This is a genomic window from uncultured Methylibium sp. (assembly GCF_902826655.1).
Classification (GTDB): Bacteria; Pseudomonadota; Gammaproteobacteria; order Burkholderiales; family Burkholderiaceae_C; genus Methylibium.
This window is the reverse complement of record NZ_CADEFR010000069.1, coordinates 1-16,402: the sequence shown is the minus strand read 5'-3', so window position 1 is coordinate 16,402 and position 16,402 is coordinate 1. Positions and strand designations below refer to the sequence as shown.

Sequence of the window (16,402 nt, the reverse complement as noted above, 5' to 3'; positions counted from 1 at the left end):
CGACGAACCACGTCTGCATGGACTACGAGCCGTTCAAGGTCGAGTACACCGCGGGCCAGCCGTACGTGGGCGCCACGCTGTCGATGTTCCCGGCTCCGGGAAGCCACGGCGGCATGGGCAACTACATCACCTGGGACGCCGGTACCGGCAAGATCGTCCAGAGCAAGCCCGAGAAGTTCTCGGTGTGGAGCGGTTCGCTCAACACCGCGGGCGGCCTGAGCTGCTACGGCACGCTGGAAGGCTACTTCAAGTGCGTCGATGCGAAGGACGTGAACAAGGAGCTGTACAAGTTCCGCACGCCGTCCGGCATCATCGGCAACGTGTTCACCTACGAGCACAAGGGCAAGCAGTACATGGGCGTGTTCTCGGGCATCGGCGGCTGGGCCGGCATCGGCATGGCAGCAGGTCTCGAGAAGGACACCGACGGTCTGGGCGCCGTGGGTGGCTACAAGGAGCTGAACTCCTACACGGACCTTGGCGGTTCGCTGACGGTGTTCGCTCTGCCGAACTGATCCTTGCAAGTCCCGTCCGATCGCGGGGAACCTCCCGCGATCGGATCGATCAGGGGATGGTGAACGGTCAACGCTCACCATCCCCGTTTCGTTTCAAACGCGTCTCCACTCTTTTCTAGGTTAGCCATGATGTCTCGCGTGAAATCCGTCGTCCTTGCCGTGGCCGCGCTGGCCGTTTCCGGGGTGGTCGTCACCGCCCAGGCCCAGGACAAGAAACTCCCCTACAAGGTCGTCGACGGCTACAAGGTCGATGCCGAGACGATGAAGGGCTTTCGCACCTGGCGCGCCGCCGCCTGCGACCGCTGCCATGGCGCCAACCAGGAAGGTCTGGTCGGGCCGTCGCTGATTGCGAGCATGAAGACCCTCAGCAAGGAAGACTTCGTGAAGACCGTCCGCGACGGTCGCCTCGACAAGGGCATGCAGAGCTTCGGCACGAGCAAGCAGGTCATGGACAACATGGACCAGCTCTACGCCTACCTCAAGGGTCGCTCGGACGGCGCCATCACGCGCGCCAAGGTCGAAGAGCTCCAATGATGACGAAGCTCCCGCGCGCTCGTTGGATCGGCGCGCTGGCGCTGTCGCTGCTGGCCGGCGTCGCCGTGCCGGCCGCGGCGCAGGACGCGGCGCCGCGCAAGGCCTTCCGCGTCTGCCAGGATCCGAACAACCTGCCCTTCTCCAGCCTCAAGGGCGAGGGCATCGAGAACAAGATCGCCGAGCTGTTCGCCAAGGATCTCGGCCTGCCGGTCGAGTACTTCTCCTTCCCGCAGCGGCTGGCCTTCGTGCGCAACACCCTGCGCTACAAGCTGCCGGGCGCGGACTATCCCTGCGACATCATCATGGGCGTGCCGGCCGGGTTCGACCAGGTGTCGGTGACCAAGCCCTACTACCGCTCGACCTACGCGCTGGTCTATGCCAAGGGCAAGGGCCTGGACGGCGTGCAGACCATCGACGACTTCCTCAAGGTCGACCGGGCGCGCCTCGACAAGCTGCGCATCGGCATCTACGACCGATCGCCGGCGTCCGAGTGGCTCAACAAGCACCAGCTGGTCGAGCAGGGCGTGCCTTACCAGATCCTCAACGCCGACCCGAACCAGTATCCCGGCGAGATCATCGAGCGCGACCTCGCCTCCGGCAAGCTCGATGCCGCCATCGTCTGGGGTCCGATCGCGGGCTACTTCGCCAAGAAGCTGCAGCAGCCTCAGCTGGTGGTCGTGCCGATGCGCTCCGAGCCGGGCGTCAAGTTCGACTTCCAGATGGCCATGGGCGTGCGCTACGGCGAGCGCGAATGGAAGCAGCAGATCGAAGGCCTGATCGAGAAGCGCCAGGCCGACATCACCGCGATCCTGCGCGACTTCGGCGTGCCCCTGCTCGACAACCCGCCCGCGCCGGCCGGCCGCTAGGGGGCCGCGCCCCCGCCTCACGCCATGGCCCTGAAGCACGCCGTCGTCGTTGCCGGCGCCGTGCTAGGCATGGCGGCGACGGCCACGGTGCGGGCCGAGATCGACCGCGCCTCGCTGATCGGCCTGGCGCCCAGCGTGCTCAAGATCGAGGCGGTCGACGCGGCCGGGCGCTTCCAGCTCGGCTCGGGGGTCATCGTCGCGCCCGGCAAGGTCGTCACCAACTGCCACGTGACCCGCAACGCGAAGCGCGTCCAGGTCGTGAAGGGCGGCGCGCGCTGGGCCGCGAGCCTGCAGGCCGCCGACATGAAGCGCGACCTCTGCGTGCTGCAGGTCCCCAGCATCGACGGCCCGCCGGTGCCGATCGCGCGCGCCTCGTCGCTGAAGATGGGCCAGTCGGTGCTCGCGATCGGCTACACCGGCGGCGTCGGTCTCCAGCTCAGCGAGGGCGGCGTGGTGGCCTTGCATCGCTGGTCGGGCGGCCAGATCGTGCAGAGCAGCAACTGGTTCAGCTCGGGCGCCAGCGGCGGCGGCCTCTTCAACGCCGACGGTGCGCTGGTCGGCATCCTGACCTTCCGCCTGCGCGGCGGGGCGAACCACTACTTCGCGGCCCCGTCCGACTGGGTGCTGGGCTTGCTGGACAACGCGCCGAGCTACGACGCAGTGGCACCGCTGCCGGGTGAAAGCTTCTGGGAAGGCCCCCTCGACAACCAGCCGCTGTTCCTGCAGGCCGCGGCGCTCGAGCAGCGCCAGCGCTGGCCGGCGCTCGCCCAGCTGGCCGAACGCTGGGGACTCGAGGACAGCGGCGACGCGGAACCGGCCTACCTGCTGGGGGTTGCACGCGATGGCCTGCAGCAGGCCGACGCGGCGATCGCCGCGTTCAAGCGCAGCCTCGATCTCGATCCGACCTATGGCCGCAGCTGGGCGCGGCTGGCCCAGATCTACAAGCGCCTCGGCCTGCCGGCCGAGGCCCGGCAGGCGGCTGCCCGCCTGTCCGCACTCGACCCGACCCAAGGCCGTGAACTGGCCGCTGAACTGGAGAAACCGTGAACCTGGCGCGACGAATCCTTTCCCCTTGCCTGCCGGTGCTGGCGCCCGTGCTGATGGCGGCCGTGATCCCGGCGCAGGCAGCCGACCCGAGCCAGTATTCGCGCGCCGAGACCCTGGTGTTCGCCGACCGGCATCTCGTCGACCTCAAGTCGCCGAGTTCCCTGCGCTACAGCTTCGTGCGCTCGGGCAGTCTCGAGTCCGGCTTCGAGGACCAGGTGCGCATCGACGTGCGCCGCAATGGCAAGGTCTGCTGCACCGTGCAGGGGGACTTCCTGACCGGCGAGCGTCGCCTGGCCCTGCCCGAGATCCCCGAGGCGGAGGCCAACCCGGTGATCCTCTACTTCCTGGAGCGCGACATCCGCGAGATGCAGCGCCTGACGAAGGGGCGCCCCAACTACTTCCAGAAGCGCATCCGCATGACCATGGTCGACGAGGCGCAGGTGCGCGACACGACGATCACCTTCCAGGGACGCGAACTGCCCGCCCAGGAAGTGACGCTCTCGCCCTACGCCAAGGATCCGGCGCGCAGCCGCTACGAGCGCTTTGCGGACAAGCGCTACACCTTCGTCCTCGCCAGGAACGTGCCGGGCGGCGTGTACCAGCTGCGCACCGCCCTGCCGGGTGCGCTGCCCAGCGACCCGCCGGCGCTCGAAGAGGTGATGACCCTCACCGGCGTCGAAGCCGGCCCCGCCCCCAAACCCAGCAAGAAGTGATGGCCCCGATGATCAAGACCTTCCTGCCCTGGCCGGCCCGCTGGTCGGTCCCCGTGCTGCTCGCCGCGACGGCGTGCGCGGTCGCCGCACCGGCCTCCGCCCACGACTACCCGACCCCCGATCGCGTGACCTACGTCAACGAGTGCATGCGCCAGCACCCCGGGCATTACTACGAGATGCTGAACAAGTGCTCGTGCGCGCTCGACAAGCTGGCGACCCAGCTGAAGTTCGACGAGTTCGACTCGATGGTGACCGCGACCAACGCCAACAGCATCGGCGGCGAGCGCGGCAACACCATCCGCGACACCGAGTCGCTGCAGAAGGAGATCCGCCGCTTCCGCGAGTTGCAGGCGGCCGCCAAGAAGAGCTGCTTCATCAACACCGACACGAAGTAGCGCGATGGCCCGGCCACGGCGCGTGGCGGCGGCCCTCGGCCTGGCGCTCGCCGCGTGCGTGGCCGGTTGCGGGTCGCCGCCCACCGCCGACGTCAGCTCGACCCTGCAGACGCTGGCGCCCGGCGTCTACATCCACCGCGGCCCGCTCGAGGAGTGGGGCCCCTCCAACGGCGGCGACGTCGCCAACACCGCGGTCGTGATCGGCTCGCGCTGCGCCGCGGTGATCGACAGCGGCGGCACCGAAGCGGTCGGACGCCAGCTGCTGGCCGCGCTGCGGCGCCTCACGCCGCTGCCGGTGTGCTATGTCATCAACACGCACGCGCACCCCGACCACGTGTTCGGCAACGCGGCCTTCGCCGCCCTGCAACCCGCGCCGCGCTTCGTCGGGCACCGGCGCCTGCCGGCGGCGCTGGCGGCGCGCGGACCGACCTACCTGAACGCGCTGCGGCGCGACTTCGGCACGGATGCGGCCGCGTCGACCCGCCTCGTCGCGCCGGACCTGCTGGTCGAAGACCGGCTGGAGCTCGACCTCGGCGATCGCCGCCTGAGCCTGCGGGCCTGGCCGACCGCCCACACCGACGCCGACCTCAGCGTGCTGGACGAGGCGACGCGCACGCTCTTTCTCGGCGACCTGCTGTTCGTCGATCACGCCCCCGTGGTCGACGGTCGGCTGAAGGGCTGGCTGGCCGTGCTCGACGAGCTGCGCGGCTGGCCGGTCGAGCGCGTGCTGCCGGGCCACGGCGCGCCGAGCAGCGACTGGCCCGGTGCGCTCGACGCACAGCAGCGCTATCTGCAGACGCTGCAGGCCGACGTGCGCCGGGCCCTGAAGGACGGCCTCACGCTCAGCCAGGCCGTGGCACGCATCGCGCCGGACCGCCCGGGCTGGCGCCTGCTGGACGCCTTCCACGCGCGCAACGTCACCGCGGCCTACGCCGAGCTGGAGTGGGAGTGAGCCGCGCGCTGCGGCGGCCTCAGCGGCCGTAGCGCGGGTTGGCTGCGCGCTTCTCCGCCATGTCGCGCACCAGGTAGCGGACCGCGCGCGACCACGACACGTCGTCGTTGCTGCGCATGTCGACCGACTTGCTGAGCAGCAGCTTCTGGCCCGCCACGTCGTGCACCTGGAGGTTGACGTTCAGGATCAGTTCGCTGACCTTCTGGACCCAGGCGGTGATCACCAGGTCGGCCCCGGCGGCCACGCCCACCTGGTGGGCGCAGTCGTCGCAGCGGTACATGAACTCCTGCTGCTCGCGCAGGCGCCGCTGCAGCGCACCGACGGGCGCCGGGTCGAGCACGCGGTAGAGCCCGCGCTCGGCCAGCTCGCGCTGCAGCTGCACGTAGGCGTCGCGCAGGCGCCGGGTCTGCGCGTCGACGGTGGCCGGGTTCTTCTGGTCGTCGACGAAATCGAACTCCATGACCACCACGGCGGGCAGGCGCTGGGGGTCGGACTGCGCACGCAGCGCCGGCGCCGACAGGAGCAGCACGAAGGGCATCGAGGCGATCAGCGAACGACGTTGCATGGCGGGCCCGTGGTCAAGAGGCCTTGTGGGACCGCGACGGCATCGCAGGGTTCCGCACCGCGGCTCAGGCCCCCGAGTCCGGTCTGGCCAGCAGGGGCCGCAGCGCCCACAGCCCCAGCGCCGGGCCGATCCCCAGCGCCGGCAGCAGCCAGGCCAGCGGCCAGCGCTGCGCCAGCGCGACGAACAGCAGGATGCTGACGATCGAGATCGCGAAGCCGACGCAGTTGACCAGGGTCAGCACGCTGCCGACCGCCTCGCGCGGCGCGTTGGTCGCCGTCAGCGCCGAGAACTGCGGCGAGTCGCCCGCCACCGTCACGCCCCAGACCAGCAGCCAGGCCGCGAACAGCCCGTCTGGCGCACCGATCGCCCACGGCGCCAGCACGCAGCACAGGCCGCTCGCCGCCAGCTGCAGGCCCGCCACGCGGGCGCTGCCGTAGCGCTTGGCCAGCAGGCCGCCCAGCACGCAGCCCAGCGCGCCGGCGCCGATCACGGCGAAGGCGGCCACCGACAGCGCCGGGCCGGCGAGCCGCGATGCCAGGATCAGCGGCACCAGCACCCACAGCGTGTAGATCTCCCACATGTGACCGAAGTAGCCCAGCACCGAGGCGCGCAGCCGCGCGTCGTGCACCACCGCGCCCAGGGCACGCCACTGCAGCGTGGTCGCCCGCGGCAGGTGGCCGCCGTCGGGCACCGTCGACCACAGCAGCAGGCCGCCGGCCAGGGCCAGCGCCGACACGCCCAGCATCACGTCCTGCCACGGCCACGCCGTCCCGAGCGCGCGCAGCGCGTGCGGCGAGGCCGTGCCGAGCACCAGCGCGCCGAGCAGCCAGCCCAGCGCGCGGCCCAGGCCCTGCGGATACCAGGCCGCGGCGATCTTCATGCCGACCGGATAGATGCCGGCCAGGAAGAAGCCGGTCATCGCCCGCAGCAGCCACAGGGTCGCGACGTCGAGCGACCCGGCCGGCCACAGCGCCGCCGCGGCATTGCACCCCGCGCCGGCGACCGAACACAGCAGGAACACGCCCCGCGGCGAATGGCGATCGGCGATCGCCGCCAGCGCGAACACCAGCGTGCCGGCGATGAAGCCCAGCTGCACCGCCGACGTGAGGCTGCCGACGGCGTCCGGGGCCAGCCCGAGCGAGCGCTGCAGCTCCGGCATCACCGCGTTGACGGCGAACCACAGCGAAGTCCCGGCGAACTGCGCCACGACGATGGCCGGCAGCACACGGCGGGGAGCAAGGGCAGGCGTCATGCCGCGACGGTACCCGTTCGGCCGCCGCGCCGCTGTCGCCGACCGGTCGCAGAATGGCGGCCATGATCACGCCACCGACCGCTGCACCGCAACGCCACACCGACCCGCAGGCCGCGCTGGACGCGGCCCGGGCGCTCTACGAGCAGGGCGTCGCGCTGCTGCGCGACCACCTGCAGCGCTTCGTCGCCGGCGAGGACTTCGCGCAACGCATCCGCGCCTGCTACCCGCGCGTGACCGTGCACACCGAGACCGTGGCACGCGCCGACACGCCGCTGGCCTACGGCTTCGTCGCCGGCCCCGGCCGCTACGACACGACGCTGACGCGGCCCGACCTGTTCGGCGACTACTACCTCGAGCAGTTCCGGCTGCTGCTGCGCAACCACGGGCAGAACGGTCGCATGCAGCTCGAGATCGGGACGAGCACCGAGCCCATCCCGGTGCAGTTCGCCTTTGCCGAGCACGACCACGTCGAAGGCTCGCTCGATGCGGACCGACGCGTGCTGCTGCGCGACCTCTTCGACCTGCCCGACCTGGGCGCGATGGACGACGGCATCGCCAACGGCACGCACGAGCCGCGGCCGGCGGCCGACGGCATCACCACGCATCCGCTGGCGCTGTTCACCGCGCCGCGCGTCGACTACTCGCTGCACCGGCTGCGCCACTACACCGGCACGGCGCCGGAGCACTTCCAGAACTTCGTGCTGTTCACCAACTACCAGTTCTACATCGACGAGTTCATCAAGCTCGGCCACGAACTGATGCACCTGCCACGCGGCGAGGCGACGCTGTTCGAGGGCGGCGAGGCCGAGGACACCTACGTCGCCTTCGTCGAACCCGGCAACGTGGTGATGCGCCGCACCGGCCAGCCGCTGGAGCCTGGGGACTTCCTCGGCGAAGCGCCGCCGCGGCTGCCGCAGATGCCGGCCTACCACCTGGTGCGCAAGGACCGCGCCGGCATCACGATGGTCAACATCGGCGTCGGCCCGTCCAACGCCAAGACCATCACCGACCACATCGCGGTGCTGCGGCCGCATGCCTGGATCATGCTGGGCCACTGCGCGGGGCTGCGCACGACGCAGCGGCTGGGCGACTACGTGCTGGCCCACGGCTACGTGCGCGAGGACCACGTGCTGGACGAAGAGCTGCCGCTGTGGGTGCCGATCCCGCCGCTGGCCGAGGTGCAGCTGGCGCTGGAGGCGGCGGTGGCCGACGTGACGCGACTCGAGCGCAGCGAACTCAAGCGCGTGATGCGCACCGGCACCGTCGCCAGCACCGACAACCGCAACTGGGAGCTGCTGCCCTTCCAGGCGCCGCACAGCACGCCCGAGCGTCGCTTCAGCCAGAGCCGCGCGATCGCGCTCGACATGGAGAGCGCCACCATCGCGGCCAACGGCTTCCGCTTCCGCGTGCCCTACGGCACCCTGCTGTGCGTCAGCGACAAGCCGCTGCACGGCGAGATCAAGCTGCCAGGCATGGCCGACCGCTTCTACCGCGAGCGCGTCAACCAGCACCTGCGCATCGGCCTGCGCGCCATCGAGCTGCTGCGCCGCAACGGCATCGACCGGCTGCACAGCCGCAAGCTGCGCGGCTTTGCCGAGGTGGCGTTCCAGTAGCGCCCCGCGCCGGCGCGGACGCCCCGGCGCCACAAGCCCCGACCGTTCGTCGGCTCCGGGCGGCAGTTCGTCCGTCTGGCGGGCCGGGAGGTCGGTCCAGCGTGACATGCTTCATACCAGCCGAGCGCCCGGGTCTCGATACTCGGCTTGCCAACGACGCAAGGAACCCCGCATGCAACGCGCCCGACAGACCGGATTCACGCTGATCGAAGTGATGGTGGTGGTGGCCATCATCGGCATCCTGGCCACGATCGCCTACCCGAGCTACCGCGACTACATCATCCGGGGCCAGCTGGTCGACGGGACCAACGGCCTGGCCACGCTGCGCGCCGAGATGGAGCGCCACTTCCAGGACAACCGCAGCTACGCGACGGTCGGTACCTTCGTCACGCCGTGCGCGCGGACCGACGCGACGACCCGCACCTTCGGCAACTTCGTCGTCACCTGCTCGGGCACACCCGACGCGACGACCTACACGCTGCTGGCCACGGGCTCGGGCCCGGTGAACGGCTTCAGCTTCACCGTCAACCAGATCAACACGCGCGGCACGACCGCGCCGGCGGGCTGGATCCCGGGAGGCGCGACCACCTGCGCGACGAGCTGGGTGCTCAAGCGAGGTCAGACGTGCTGAACCGGCGCCCCGCCGTGGTGACGCCGCAGCGCGTGCGCGGCTTCACCCTGATCGAGCTGGTCGTCACCGTGGCCTTGCTCGGCATCCTGCTCGCGCTGGCGGCCCCGGGGTTCGGCACCTGGATCAACAACACGCGCGTGCGCACGGTGTCCGATGCGCTGCAGAACGGCGTGCGCCAGGCCCAGGCCGAGGCGGTGCGCCGCAACCGCACGGCCGTCTTCTACCTGACGAACGCCCAGCCCTCGCTGGCGGCGACGGCCGTCGCCAACGGCAGCAACTGGGGCATCCGCACGGTCTCGCTGTTCACCGGCGACGCCGCCGAGTTCGTGAACGGCGGCTCGCTGTCCGACGTGGCAGGCGGCGTCGCCATCGGCGGCCCGATCGCGCTCTGCTTCAACGCGTCGGGGCAGCAGGTGACGGTGGCCGCGCAGTCGTGCACCGCCGGTGCCGCGACCTACGACGTGAGCCGCACCGGCGCCGATCGGCCTTTGCGCATCACCGTGTCCATCGGCGGCCGGGTCCGCATGTGCGACCCCGCGAAGACGCTCTCCGCCACCAACCCGGACGGATGCTGACCATGACGAACAACCGCCCCCCCCGCCGCGGCCACCGGCCGTCCCAGCGCGGCGCCACGATGCTGGAAGTGCTGGTGTCGATCCTGATCTTCTCGTTCGGCATCCTCGGCCTGGTCGGCATGCAGGCGCGTGCGACACAGTTCTCGATCGATGCCGAGGACCGCAACCGCGCGGCGCTGTTCGCCGACGACCTGGCCGCGCAGATGCGGCTGGCGCGCACGGTGTCGCTGGGCTCGACCCAGACCACGGCCTGGACCCAGCGCGTACAGGGCCTCGATCCGGCCACCAGCGCCCCGACCGGCAACGGCCTGCCCAACGCGACCGTGACGATCACCCCGGACGTGACGACGAACACGGCGACCATCCAGATCCAGTGGCGTCACCCGAGCCAGGCGGTCGGCAACGAGTCGCGCCTGTCGGTCGACGTGATCCTCACCAACGAGGAGGTCTCGTGAGCCGCCCGCCGATCCGGCTGCGTTCGCGCGGCTTCTCGCTGGTCGAGCTGCTGGTGGCGGTGACCATCGGCCTGGTGGTGACGCTGGCCGTCTTCGGCGTGCTGGCGGCGAGCGAAGGCCGCAAGCGCACCTCGGTCGCGCTGAACGACACCAACCAGTCGGGCGCCTACGCGGCCTACACGGTGGACCGCATCGTGCGCAGCGCCGGCACCGGTTATGCGCAAGGCTGGCCCAAGATCGGCAGCTGCCGCATCAGTGCCGCGCTCACGCCGGCCGGGGAAACGCTGCCCCGCACGGCCGCCTTCCCGGCGCCGTTCACCGCCGTTCCCCAGACCGTCCGGCTGGCTCCGGTCGTGATCTTCGCCGGCGCCTCGGACACCGGGTCGGACGTGCTGATGACCATGAGCGGCACCGCCGGCTTCGGCGAGGCCCCGGCCGCCGTCCTGCCCGGTGCGATCACCGCCACGCAGGTGCTGCTGGCCAACACCATCGGGCTGCGCGCCAACGATCTGGTCCTGCTGGCCGGCGGCGGCGAATGCCTGCTGAGCCAGGTCGCATCGACCAAGGCGCTCTGCGCCGGCGATCCGACGTCGCCCTCGCCGACCACCACCTGCGGCCAGCAGTTGCCGCTGGCGGGCAGCTACTACACCGCCACCGGTGCGCACACCTCGCTGACGGCGCTGGCCGGCATGACGAATGTCAATGCCTTCTCGATCGGCAACACCACCACCAACCAGCCCCACTTCGAGCTGCTCGGCGTCGGCGCGAACAGCACGCTGTTCCGCCACGACCTGCTGCTGCTCAACGGCGTCAGCACCACCTCCGAGCCCGTCGCCGAGGGCGTGCGCGAGCTGCACGCGGTGTACGGCCTGGACACGAACGACGACGGCATGCTCGATACCTGGCAGAGCCCCACCGCCACCGGCTGGACGGGTGCCGCATTGATGGACGGCTCGAGCCAGTCGTCGACACGGCTGCGCCAGATCGTCGCTCTGCGCGTCGCGCTGGTCATGCGCTCGGCGTTGATCGAACGCGAGCTGGCCGCCAGCGTCCCCGTCGCGCCGGCCTCGATGCCGCTGTTCGGCGACCTGCCGACGGCGGTCCAGACCAGCGTCGACCTGACCCGCACCGGTGAGAACCGCAACCAGCGGCACCGCGTCATCGAACTCACCATTCCCATCCGCAACCTGCTGATGCGCACCACGTCATGAGCACTACCCTCCGTCATCGTGCCCAGCGGGGCGTCGTCCTGCTGACCAGCCTGCTGATCCTGGTCGTGATGCTGATCGCCGCGGCCGCGCTGATGCGGTCGTTCGACACCTCGTTGAGCACGGCCGGCAACCTGGCCTTCAGGCGCGACGTGGCCCAGCAGAGCGAGCAGGCGGTGCAGGCTCTCATCGCGGCCTTCCGGCCAGGCGGTACGCTGGCTGCCGCGTCGGCTCGTGGCGCCAGCGACCTCACGCGCAACTACAGCGCCGTGGTGCTGCCGACCAATGCCCAGGGCATCCCGACGGCGCTGCTGAGCAGCACGCTGCCGGCGACCGTCGGCACCGCCGCCGACATCGACGCCGGCCAGGGCATCACGCTGCGCTACGTCGTCGACCGCCAGTGCAGCGATGTCGGCGAGGACGCCACCCTCGGCGCCGACCGCTGCACGCTGGCCGACTCGTCGGTGCTGCCCGGCGGCAGTTCTTCGGACTGGCAGCGCGCCGAGTTCAGCAGCGGTGTCGCTGCCGGCGGTGCCGGTGCCGGCCTCGGCGGCGCCGTGGTGCAGCCGGTCATCTACCGCCTCAGCATCCGGGCGACCGGACCGCGCGGCACGCAGTCCTTCTTCCAGACCACCTTCTCGTGCTGCGACAGCTGATCCGGCACCACCCCTTGCGTTCCAACGCCTCAAAGGCCCATCCCATGAATCCTGCCCACCTGCTTCATCTGGCGCGAGCGCAAGCTCGCCGGGCTCTGGCTTCCCGGCGCCTGCGCGATACCGCGAAGGTCCTGGTGCTGGCTCCGTTGCTGGCCACGGGCCTGAACGCCGCCGCGACCACCTCGCTGGCGGACACCCCGATCTTCGCGACCAACTCGGTGCCCGGCAACGTGGCGCTGGCGCTCTCGGTGGAATGGCCGACCGCTTCGCGCGCCGCCTACCCCGGCACGGCCAACTACTCGACCGCGAACACCTACAAGGGCTACTTCGATCCCGAGAAGTGCTACGTCTACAACTACGTCGCGGTCGAGACGGCGACCAGCGTCCGGCACTTCGCGCCGAACGGTGCGTCCACCGGCCACGTCTGCACAGGCACCGACCAGTGGAGCGGCAACTTCCTGAACTGGGCGTCGACCCAGGCCATCGACCCCTTCCGCTCGGTGATGACGGGCGGCAACCGCCTGGTCGACACCACGACCACGACCATCCTGCAGAAGGCCTGGCACTCCGGGCAGGGCAACCTATTCCAGAACAAGAGCATCAGCACCACCGCGACCGTCGAAGGAGCGACGCCCTTCAGCCGCGGCGGCATGAGCACCCGGATCGACGGCGCCGGTTTCCGCATGCTCTACGCCCGCAACCTGGATCAGCTCAACGGCGACAACGCCGTTCCGGCTGCCATCCCGTATGTGTCGGGCGCGCTGCTGGACGGCGTGGTCTACGAAGTCTTCATGCGGATCAAGGTCTGCGACCCGGCCAGCGGCACCGGCGGCGTCGAGGCCAACTGCCGCCAGTACGGCAGCAACTGGAAGCCCGAAGGGCTGATGCAGCAGTACTCGCAGCGGCTGCGGTTCAGCGCGTTTGGCTACCTCAACGAAAGCGGCAACCAGCGCGACGGCGGCGTGATGCGCGCGCGGATGAAGTTCGTCGGGCCGACCCGGCCCGTTCCCGGCCAGCCGGCCACCACGAACGCGGCGGCCGAATGGGATGCGACGACCGGTGTCTTCGTGGGCAATCCCGACTCGACGGACGCGGGGGCCACGAACACCACCTTCGCCCCCAGCGTGTCGATCACGAACAGCGGCGTGGCGAACTATCTCAACAAGTTCGGCCAGCTGAGCACCGGCGACTACAAGGGCAACGACCCGGTCGGCGAGCTCTACTACGCGACGATCCGCTACTACAAGAACCTGGGCAACGTGCCGGAGTGGACGAACATGGGCACCGCCAGCGCGGCCACCATCTCGACGCGCCTGGACGGCTTCCCCGTCATCACCCCCTGGGACGATCCGATCCAGTACTCGTGCCAGAAGAACTTCGTGCTGGGCATCGGCGACATCTACACCCACGGCGACAAGGGCCTGCCAGGCGCCACCAACCGGACCGATGAGCCGACCGGCGGCCTGCCGTCGGCGATCTCGAGCGATACGAGCGTCAGCGCGGTCGATGCCGCCAACCGACTGGGCGTGCTGCAAGGCCTCGGCACCTCCTACGGCACCCGGACCAACATCTCCAACGGCTGCTGCAGCAACAACTCCGGGATGATGGCCGGCCTGGCCTACCACTCCAACGTCAACGACATCCGTCCCGACACCGTCGGGCAGCCGCAGACGACGGGCCGCCAGACCGTCCAGACGCTGTGGGTCGACGTCCTCGAGCAGGCCTTCCAGGCCAACAACCAGTTCTACCTGACGGCCAAGTTCGGCGGCTTCACGCCGGCCGGTGGCATGGCCACCTACGACTACGCCAACACGACCGCGCTGACGCAGTCGTGGTGGTCCACGTCGGGCGAGACGCTGACCGACACGCGCCCCGATCCCGACACGACCCAGCCGCGCCCCGACAACTACTTCACCGCCGGCAACCCGGACCAGATGATCACGGGTCTGACGCGCGCCTTCGAGCGGATCAACACGCTCAGTGCGGCGTTCACGACCTCGTTCTCGACCTCGCTGCCCCAGGTGGCCCAGCTCGACAACGCCAGCTTCGGTGCGCAGTACGACCCCAGCACCTGGACCGGCGAGGTGGTCGCGAGCGAACTGGACTTCAGCACCGACGGCGTGCCGACGCTGACCGAGCGCTGGCGCGCCACGTCCCGGCTGGCCACGCAGCTGGCCGGCACCGGCTGGGACACCGCTCGCCGCGTCGTGACCTGGAGCGGTACCGCGGGCGTCGCCTTCCGCTCGACGAGCATCGCCGCGGGACAGCTGACCGCCCTGGACACCAGCTACCGGACCGGCAACGACAGTGCCGACTACCTGAACTACCTGCGGGGCGATCGCACCCACGAGCAGAACTCGACCGCGACGGGCAGTTCCCGGGCCTACCGGACGCGCGCGCAACTGCTCGGCGACATCGTCGGGTCGCGGGCCCGTCCGATCGGCCCGCCGGCCCTGCCGCTGTCGGATGCATCGAATCCCGGCTACAGCGCCTTCAAGACGGCCCGTGTCGGGCGCCCGACCGTGCTCTACGTCGGCGCCAACGACGGCATGCTCCACGCCTTCAACGGTGCGCTCAGCGGCACCGGCTCGGGCCAGGAGATCTTCGCCTACGTGCCGAGCGCGACCTTCAGCGGACCCAGCAGCCCCACCACACCCAATGTCAATGGGCTGGCTTCGCTCGGCAACCCGTCTTTCGCGCACCACTACCTGGTCAACGCGACGCCGACCGGCTACGACGTGGACTTCACGCGCACCTGGACCGGCACGGCCGTCGGCACCGGCACCGCCGACTGGCGCACCGTGCTGATCGGCGGCCTGGGCAAGGGCGGGCGCAGCTACTACGCGATCGACGTCACCGACCCGGGCAGCATCACCACCGAGGCGATCGCCGCCGGTCGCGTGCTGTGGGAGTTCACGGCGCCGACGATGGGCTACACCTTCGGCGAACCGGTGGTCGTGAAGACGCGCAAGTACGGCTGGACGGTGATCATTCCGTCGGGCTACAACAGCTCGGACGGTCGTGGTTACCTGTACTTCGTGAACCCGCGCACCGGCGCGCTGCTGGAGACCGTGACGACCGGCGTGGGCTCGACCACCAACGACGCCGGCCTGGCGCATGTCAACGGCTACGTGGTGGACTTCACCGACGGCTATGCCGACGCGATCTACGGCGGCGACCTCCTGGGCAACCTGTGGCGCTTCGACATCACGGCAACTTCCGGCGCCTACCCGTCGCCTATCGTGCTGGCGCGCCTGACCGACAGCTCGGGCAATGCCCAGCCGATCACGTCGCGGCCGATGATGGAACTGCACCCGCGCACCAAGAAGCGCGTGGTGCTGGTCGGCACCGGACGACTGCTCGATGAAAGCGACATCTCTTCGACTCGCGAGCAGACCTTCTACGCCATCGAAGACGGCAACCAGCTGCGCTTCAACGCCGCGGTCAATCTGCCGGGGGGAGTCGACTTCCCGATCGAGCGCAACGAACTGATCGCCAACCCCAACCTCCTGACCGGCTTCACCGGAACGACGACGTCGATGGGCTGGTACCACGAGCTCGGACGCGACACGGCGACCAACGTCGGCTGGCGCGTGGTCAGCGATCCGGCGACCTTCTCGGGCACCGTCGCCTTCGCGCCGACGCTGCCGAGCATCAGCGATCCCTGCGCGCCGTCCGGCTCGAGTCGCATCTATGCAACCGACTATGCGTCCGGCATCTCGAGGCTGATCAACGACAGCGGGGTGGTGTCCTTCATGACGATGGGCTCGGCGGGCGTGGTCACCGACCTGCGCTTCCTCAGCGTCGGCGGTCGCGTGCGGCTGATCGGCGGCACGGATCGCGGCGCGGTCGAGCGCATCCGCGGCAACTTCGGCTCGACGATCGGCCTGCGCCGCCTCAACTGGCGCGAGCTGCAGATCGGCAACTGAGTCGGCGGTTTCGCTGCGAGGGCCTTGCCTGACGGCAAGGCCCTTTTTCTTTCTGCCTCATCGAGGCAAGCCCCCTTTATCATCGGAGCATGCCCCAGGATCTCGCCGGCGTTCGCCTCGACAACGCGCTAAGGCTGTTCGAGGAGTTCGTCCAGGCCACCGTCAAGCATGCCGACGCGGCGACGCTGCGCGGGCTGGAAGGACGCTTCGCCGAGCGCCTGGGCATCCAGCCCAGCTACTGGAGCCAGATCAAGAGCCGCTCGCGCCAGATCGGCGAGCGCCTCGCGCGGCAGTTCGAGCAGCTCTGCCACAAGCCCCACGGCTGGATGGACCTGCGACACGACGGCGCCGCCGCACCGGCCGCCGCGGCAACGCTGCCATCCCCGGGCATCCAGACCGCCGCACCGGCCCCGGCCTCGCCACACGACGACGACGAGCGCTTCATCGTCGGCCTGGTGCTGACCTACTACCGCCGCCACCCGCAGCGCGCGCGCACGCG

General features: G+C 70.1%; 16 protein-coding genes and 1 pseudogene. 15 read left to right on the top strand and 2 right to left on the bottom strand.

All coding sequences use genetic code 11. The features are described 5' to 3' along the window. The 7 genes and pseudogenes from QZV97_RS18115 to QZV97_RS18085 all read left to right on the top strand — a co-directional run. Positions 1-512 (top strand): annotated as a pseudogene (locus tag QZV97_RS18115) (PQQ-dependent dehydrogenase, methanol/ethanol family); the annotation flags it as partial. Positions 513-641: 129 nt separating this feature from the next. After that, on the top strand, positions 642-1,046 hold the full coding sequence (locus tag QZV97_RS18110; RefSeq protein WP_295645829.1) for a cytochrome c: 405 nt from the start codon (positions 642-644) through the stop codon (positions 1,044-1,046). Beyond that, the gene (locus QZV97_RS18105) at positions 1,043-1,912 is read left to right on the top strand and encodes a substrate-binding domain-containing protein (RefSeq protein ID WP_295645827.1); all 870 of its coding nucleotides are present in this window, start codon (positions 1,043-1,045) and stop codon (positions 1,910-1,912) included. Before QZV97_RS18110 ends, QZV97_RS18105 begins: the two co-directional genes overlap by 4 nt. A 24-nt stretch (positions 1,913-1,936) precedes the next feature. Beyond that, a complete protein-coding gene (locus QZV97_RS18100; protein ID WP_295645825.1) occupies positions 1,937-2,959 on the top strand; it encodes a tetratricopeptide repeat-containing serine protease family protein in 1,023 nt (340 codons plus the stop codon). Further along, positions 2,956-3,672 carry a hypothetical protein gene (locus tag QZV97_RS18095; protein ID WP_295645823.1) on the top strand — a complete coding sequence of 239 codons (717 nt, stop codon included), beginning with the start codon at positions 2,956-2,958 and terminating at the stop codon, positions 3,670-3,672. Before QZV97_RS18100 ends, QZV97_RS18095 begins: the two co-directional genes overlap by 4 nt. A gap of 8 nt (positions 3,673-3,680) precedes the next feature. Continuing rightward, complete coding sequence (locus tag QZV97_RS18090) at positions 3,681-4,067, top strand: hypothetical protein (protein WP_295645821.1); 387 nt, start codon at positions 3,681-3,683, stop codon at positions 4,065-4,067. Between the two features lie 4 nt (positions 4,068-4,071). Next, entirely contained in the window at positions 4,072-5,019 is a 948-nt protein-coding gene (locus QZV97_RS18085; protein ID WP_295645820.1) for a quinoprotein relay system zinc metallohydrolase 2, read from the top strand. Between the two features lie 19 nt (positions 5,020-5,038). Here the strand turns inward: QZV97_RS18085 and QZV97_RS18080 are convergent, their stop codons facing one another. Together QZV97_RS18080 and QZV97_RS18075 are read right to left on the bottom strand one after the other, a co-directional pair. Further along, positions 5,039-5,584, bottom strand: a complete 546-nt coding sequence (locus QZV97_RS18080) for a DUF3280 domain-containing protein (protein ID WP_295645818.1) — start codon at positions 5,582-5,584, stop codon at positions 5,039-5,041. Positions 5,585-5,648: 64 nt separating this feature from the next. Continuing rightward, entirely contained in the window at positions 5,649-6,836 is a 1,188-nt protein-coding gene (locus QZV97_RS18075) for an MFS transporter (RefSeq protein WP_295645816.1), read from the bottom strand. 62 nt (positions 6,837-6,898) lie between these two features. Between QZV97_RS18075 and QZV97_RS18070 the strand changes: the two genes are divergently transcribed. The 8 genes from QZV97_RS18070 to QZV97_RS18035 form a co-directional block, all read left to right on the top strand. Next, positions 6,899-8,449, top strand: coding sequence for an AMP nucleosidase (locus tag QZV97_RS18070; protein WP_295645813.1), 1,551 nt, complete (start codon positions 6,899-6,901; stop codon positions 8,447-8,449). Positions 8,450-8,621: 172 nt separating this feature from the next. Continuing rightward, the gene (locus QZV97_RS18065) at positions 8,622-9,080 is read left to right on the top strand and encodes a prepilin-type N-terminal cleavage/methylation domain-containing protein (protein ID WP_295645810.1); all 459 of its coding nucleotides are present in this window, start codon (positions 8,622-8,624) and stop codon (positions 9,078-9,080) included. Continuing rightward, complete coding sequence (locus tag QZV97_RS18060; protein WP_295645807.1) at positions 9,074-9,655, top strand: prepilin-type N-terminal cleavage/methylation domain-containing protein; 582 nt, start codon at positions 9,074-9,076, stop codon at positions 9,653-9,655. The genes QZV97_RS18065 and QZV97_RS18060 overlap by 7 nt, the downstream gene beginning before the upstream one ends. 2 nt (positions 9,656-9,657) lie before the next feature. Further along, positions 9,658-10,110, top strand: a complete 453-nt coding sequence (gene pilV / locus QZV97_RS18055) for a type IV pilus modification protein PilV (protein WP_295645804.1) — start codon at positions 9,658-9,660, stop codon at positions 10,108-10,110. Then, positions 10,107-11,321 carry a PilW family protein gene (locus tag QZV97_RS18050; protein WP_295645801.1) on the top strand — a complete coding sequence of 405 codons (1,215 nt, stop codon included), beginning with the start codon at positions 10,107-10,109 and terminating at the stop codon, positions 11,319-11,321. Before pilV ends, QZV97_RS18050 begins: the two co-directional genes overlap by 4 nt. Next, entirely contained in the window at positions 11,318-11,974 is a 657-nt protein-coding gene (locus tag QZV97_RS18045; RefSeq protein ID WP_295645798.1) for a hypothetical protein, read from the top strand. The genes QZV97_RS18050 and QZV97_RS18045 overlap by 4 nt, the downstream gene beginning before the upstream one ends. Positions 11,975-12,018: 44 nt before the next feature. Further along, entirely contained in the window at positions 12,019-15,903 is a 3,885-nt protein-coding gene (locus QZV97_RS18040; RefSeq protein ID WP_295645795.1) for a PilC/PilY family type IV pilus protein, read from the top strand. Between the two features lie 89 nt (positions 15,904-15,992). Continuing rightward, the coding region (locus tag QZV97_RS18035; protein ID WP_295645792.1) for a hypothetical protein at positions 15,993-16,402 on the top strand (410 nt) is incomplete at its 3' end.

Bases quoted from the DNA above. Each gene is read 5' to 3' on its own strand.
- QZV97_RS18105 (WP_295645827.1), top strand. From the start codon at position 1,043: ATGATGACGAAGCTCCCGCGCGCTCGTTGGATCGGCGCGCTGGCGCTG.
- QZV97_RS18080 (WP_295645818.1), bottom strand. From the start codon at position 5,584: ATGCAACGTCGTTCGCTGATCGCCTCGATGCCCTTCGTGCTGCTCCTG.
- QZV97_RS18070 (WP_295645813.1), top strand. From the start codon at position 6,899: ATGATCACGCCACCGACCGCTGCACCGCAACGCCACACCGACCCGCAG.
- QZV97_RS18065 (WP_295645810.1), top strand. From the start codon at position 8,622: ATGCAACGCGCCCGACAGACCGGATTCACGCTGATCGAAGTGATGGTG.
- QZV97_RS18040 (WP_295645795.1), top strand. From the start codon at position 12,019: ATGAATCCTGCCCACCTGCTTCATCTGGCGCGAGCGCAAGCTCGCCGG.
- QZV97_RS18110 (WP_295645829.1), top strand. From the start codon at position 642: ATGTCTCGCGTGAAATCCGTCGTCCTTGCCGTGGCCGCGCTGGCCGTT.
- QZV97_RS18100 (WP_295645825.1), top strand. From the start codon at position 1,937: ATGGCCCTGAAGCACGCCGTCGTCGTTGCCGGCGCCGTGCTAGGCATG.
- pilV (WP_295645804.1), top strand. From the start codon at position 9,658: ATGACGAACAACCGCCCCCCCCGCCGCGGCCACCGGCCGTCCCAGCGC.
- QZV97_RS18085 (WP_295645820.1), top strand. From the start codon at position 4,072: ATGGCCCGGCCACGGCGCGTGGCGGCGGCCCTCGGCCTGGCGCTCGCC.
- QZV97_RS18045 (WP_295645798.1), top strand. From the start codon at position 11,318: ATGAGCACTACCCTCCGTCATCGTGCCCAGCGGGGCGTCGTCCTGCTG.
- QZV97_RS18090 (WP_295645821.1), top strand. From the start codon at position 3,681: ATGATCAAGACCTTCCTGCCCTGGCCGGCCCGCTGGTCGGTCCCCGTG.
- QZV97_RS18075 (WP_295645816.1), bottom strand. From the start codon at position 6,836: ATGACGCCTGCCCTTGCTCCCCGCCGTGTGCTGCCGGCCATCGTCGTG.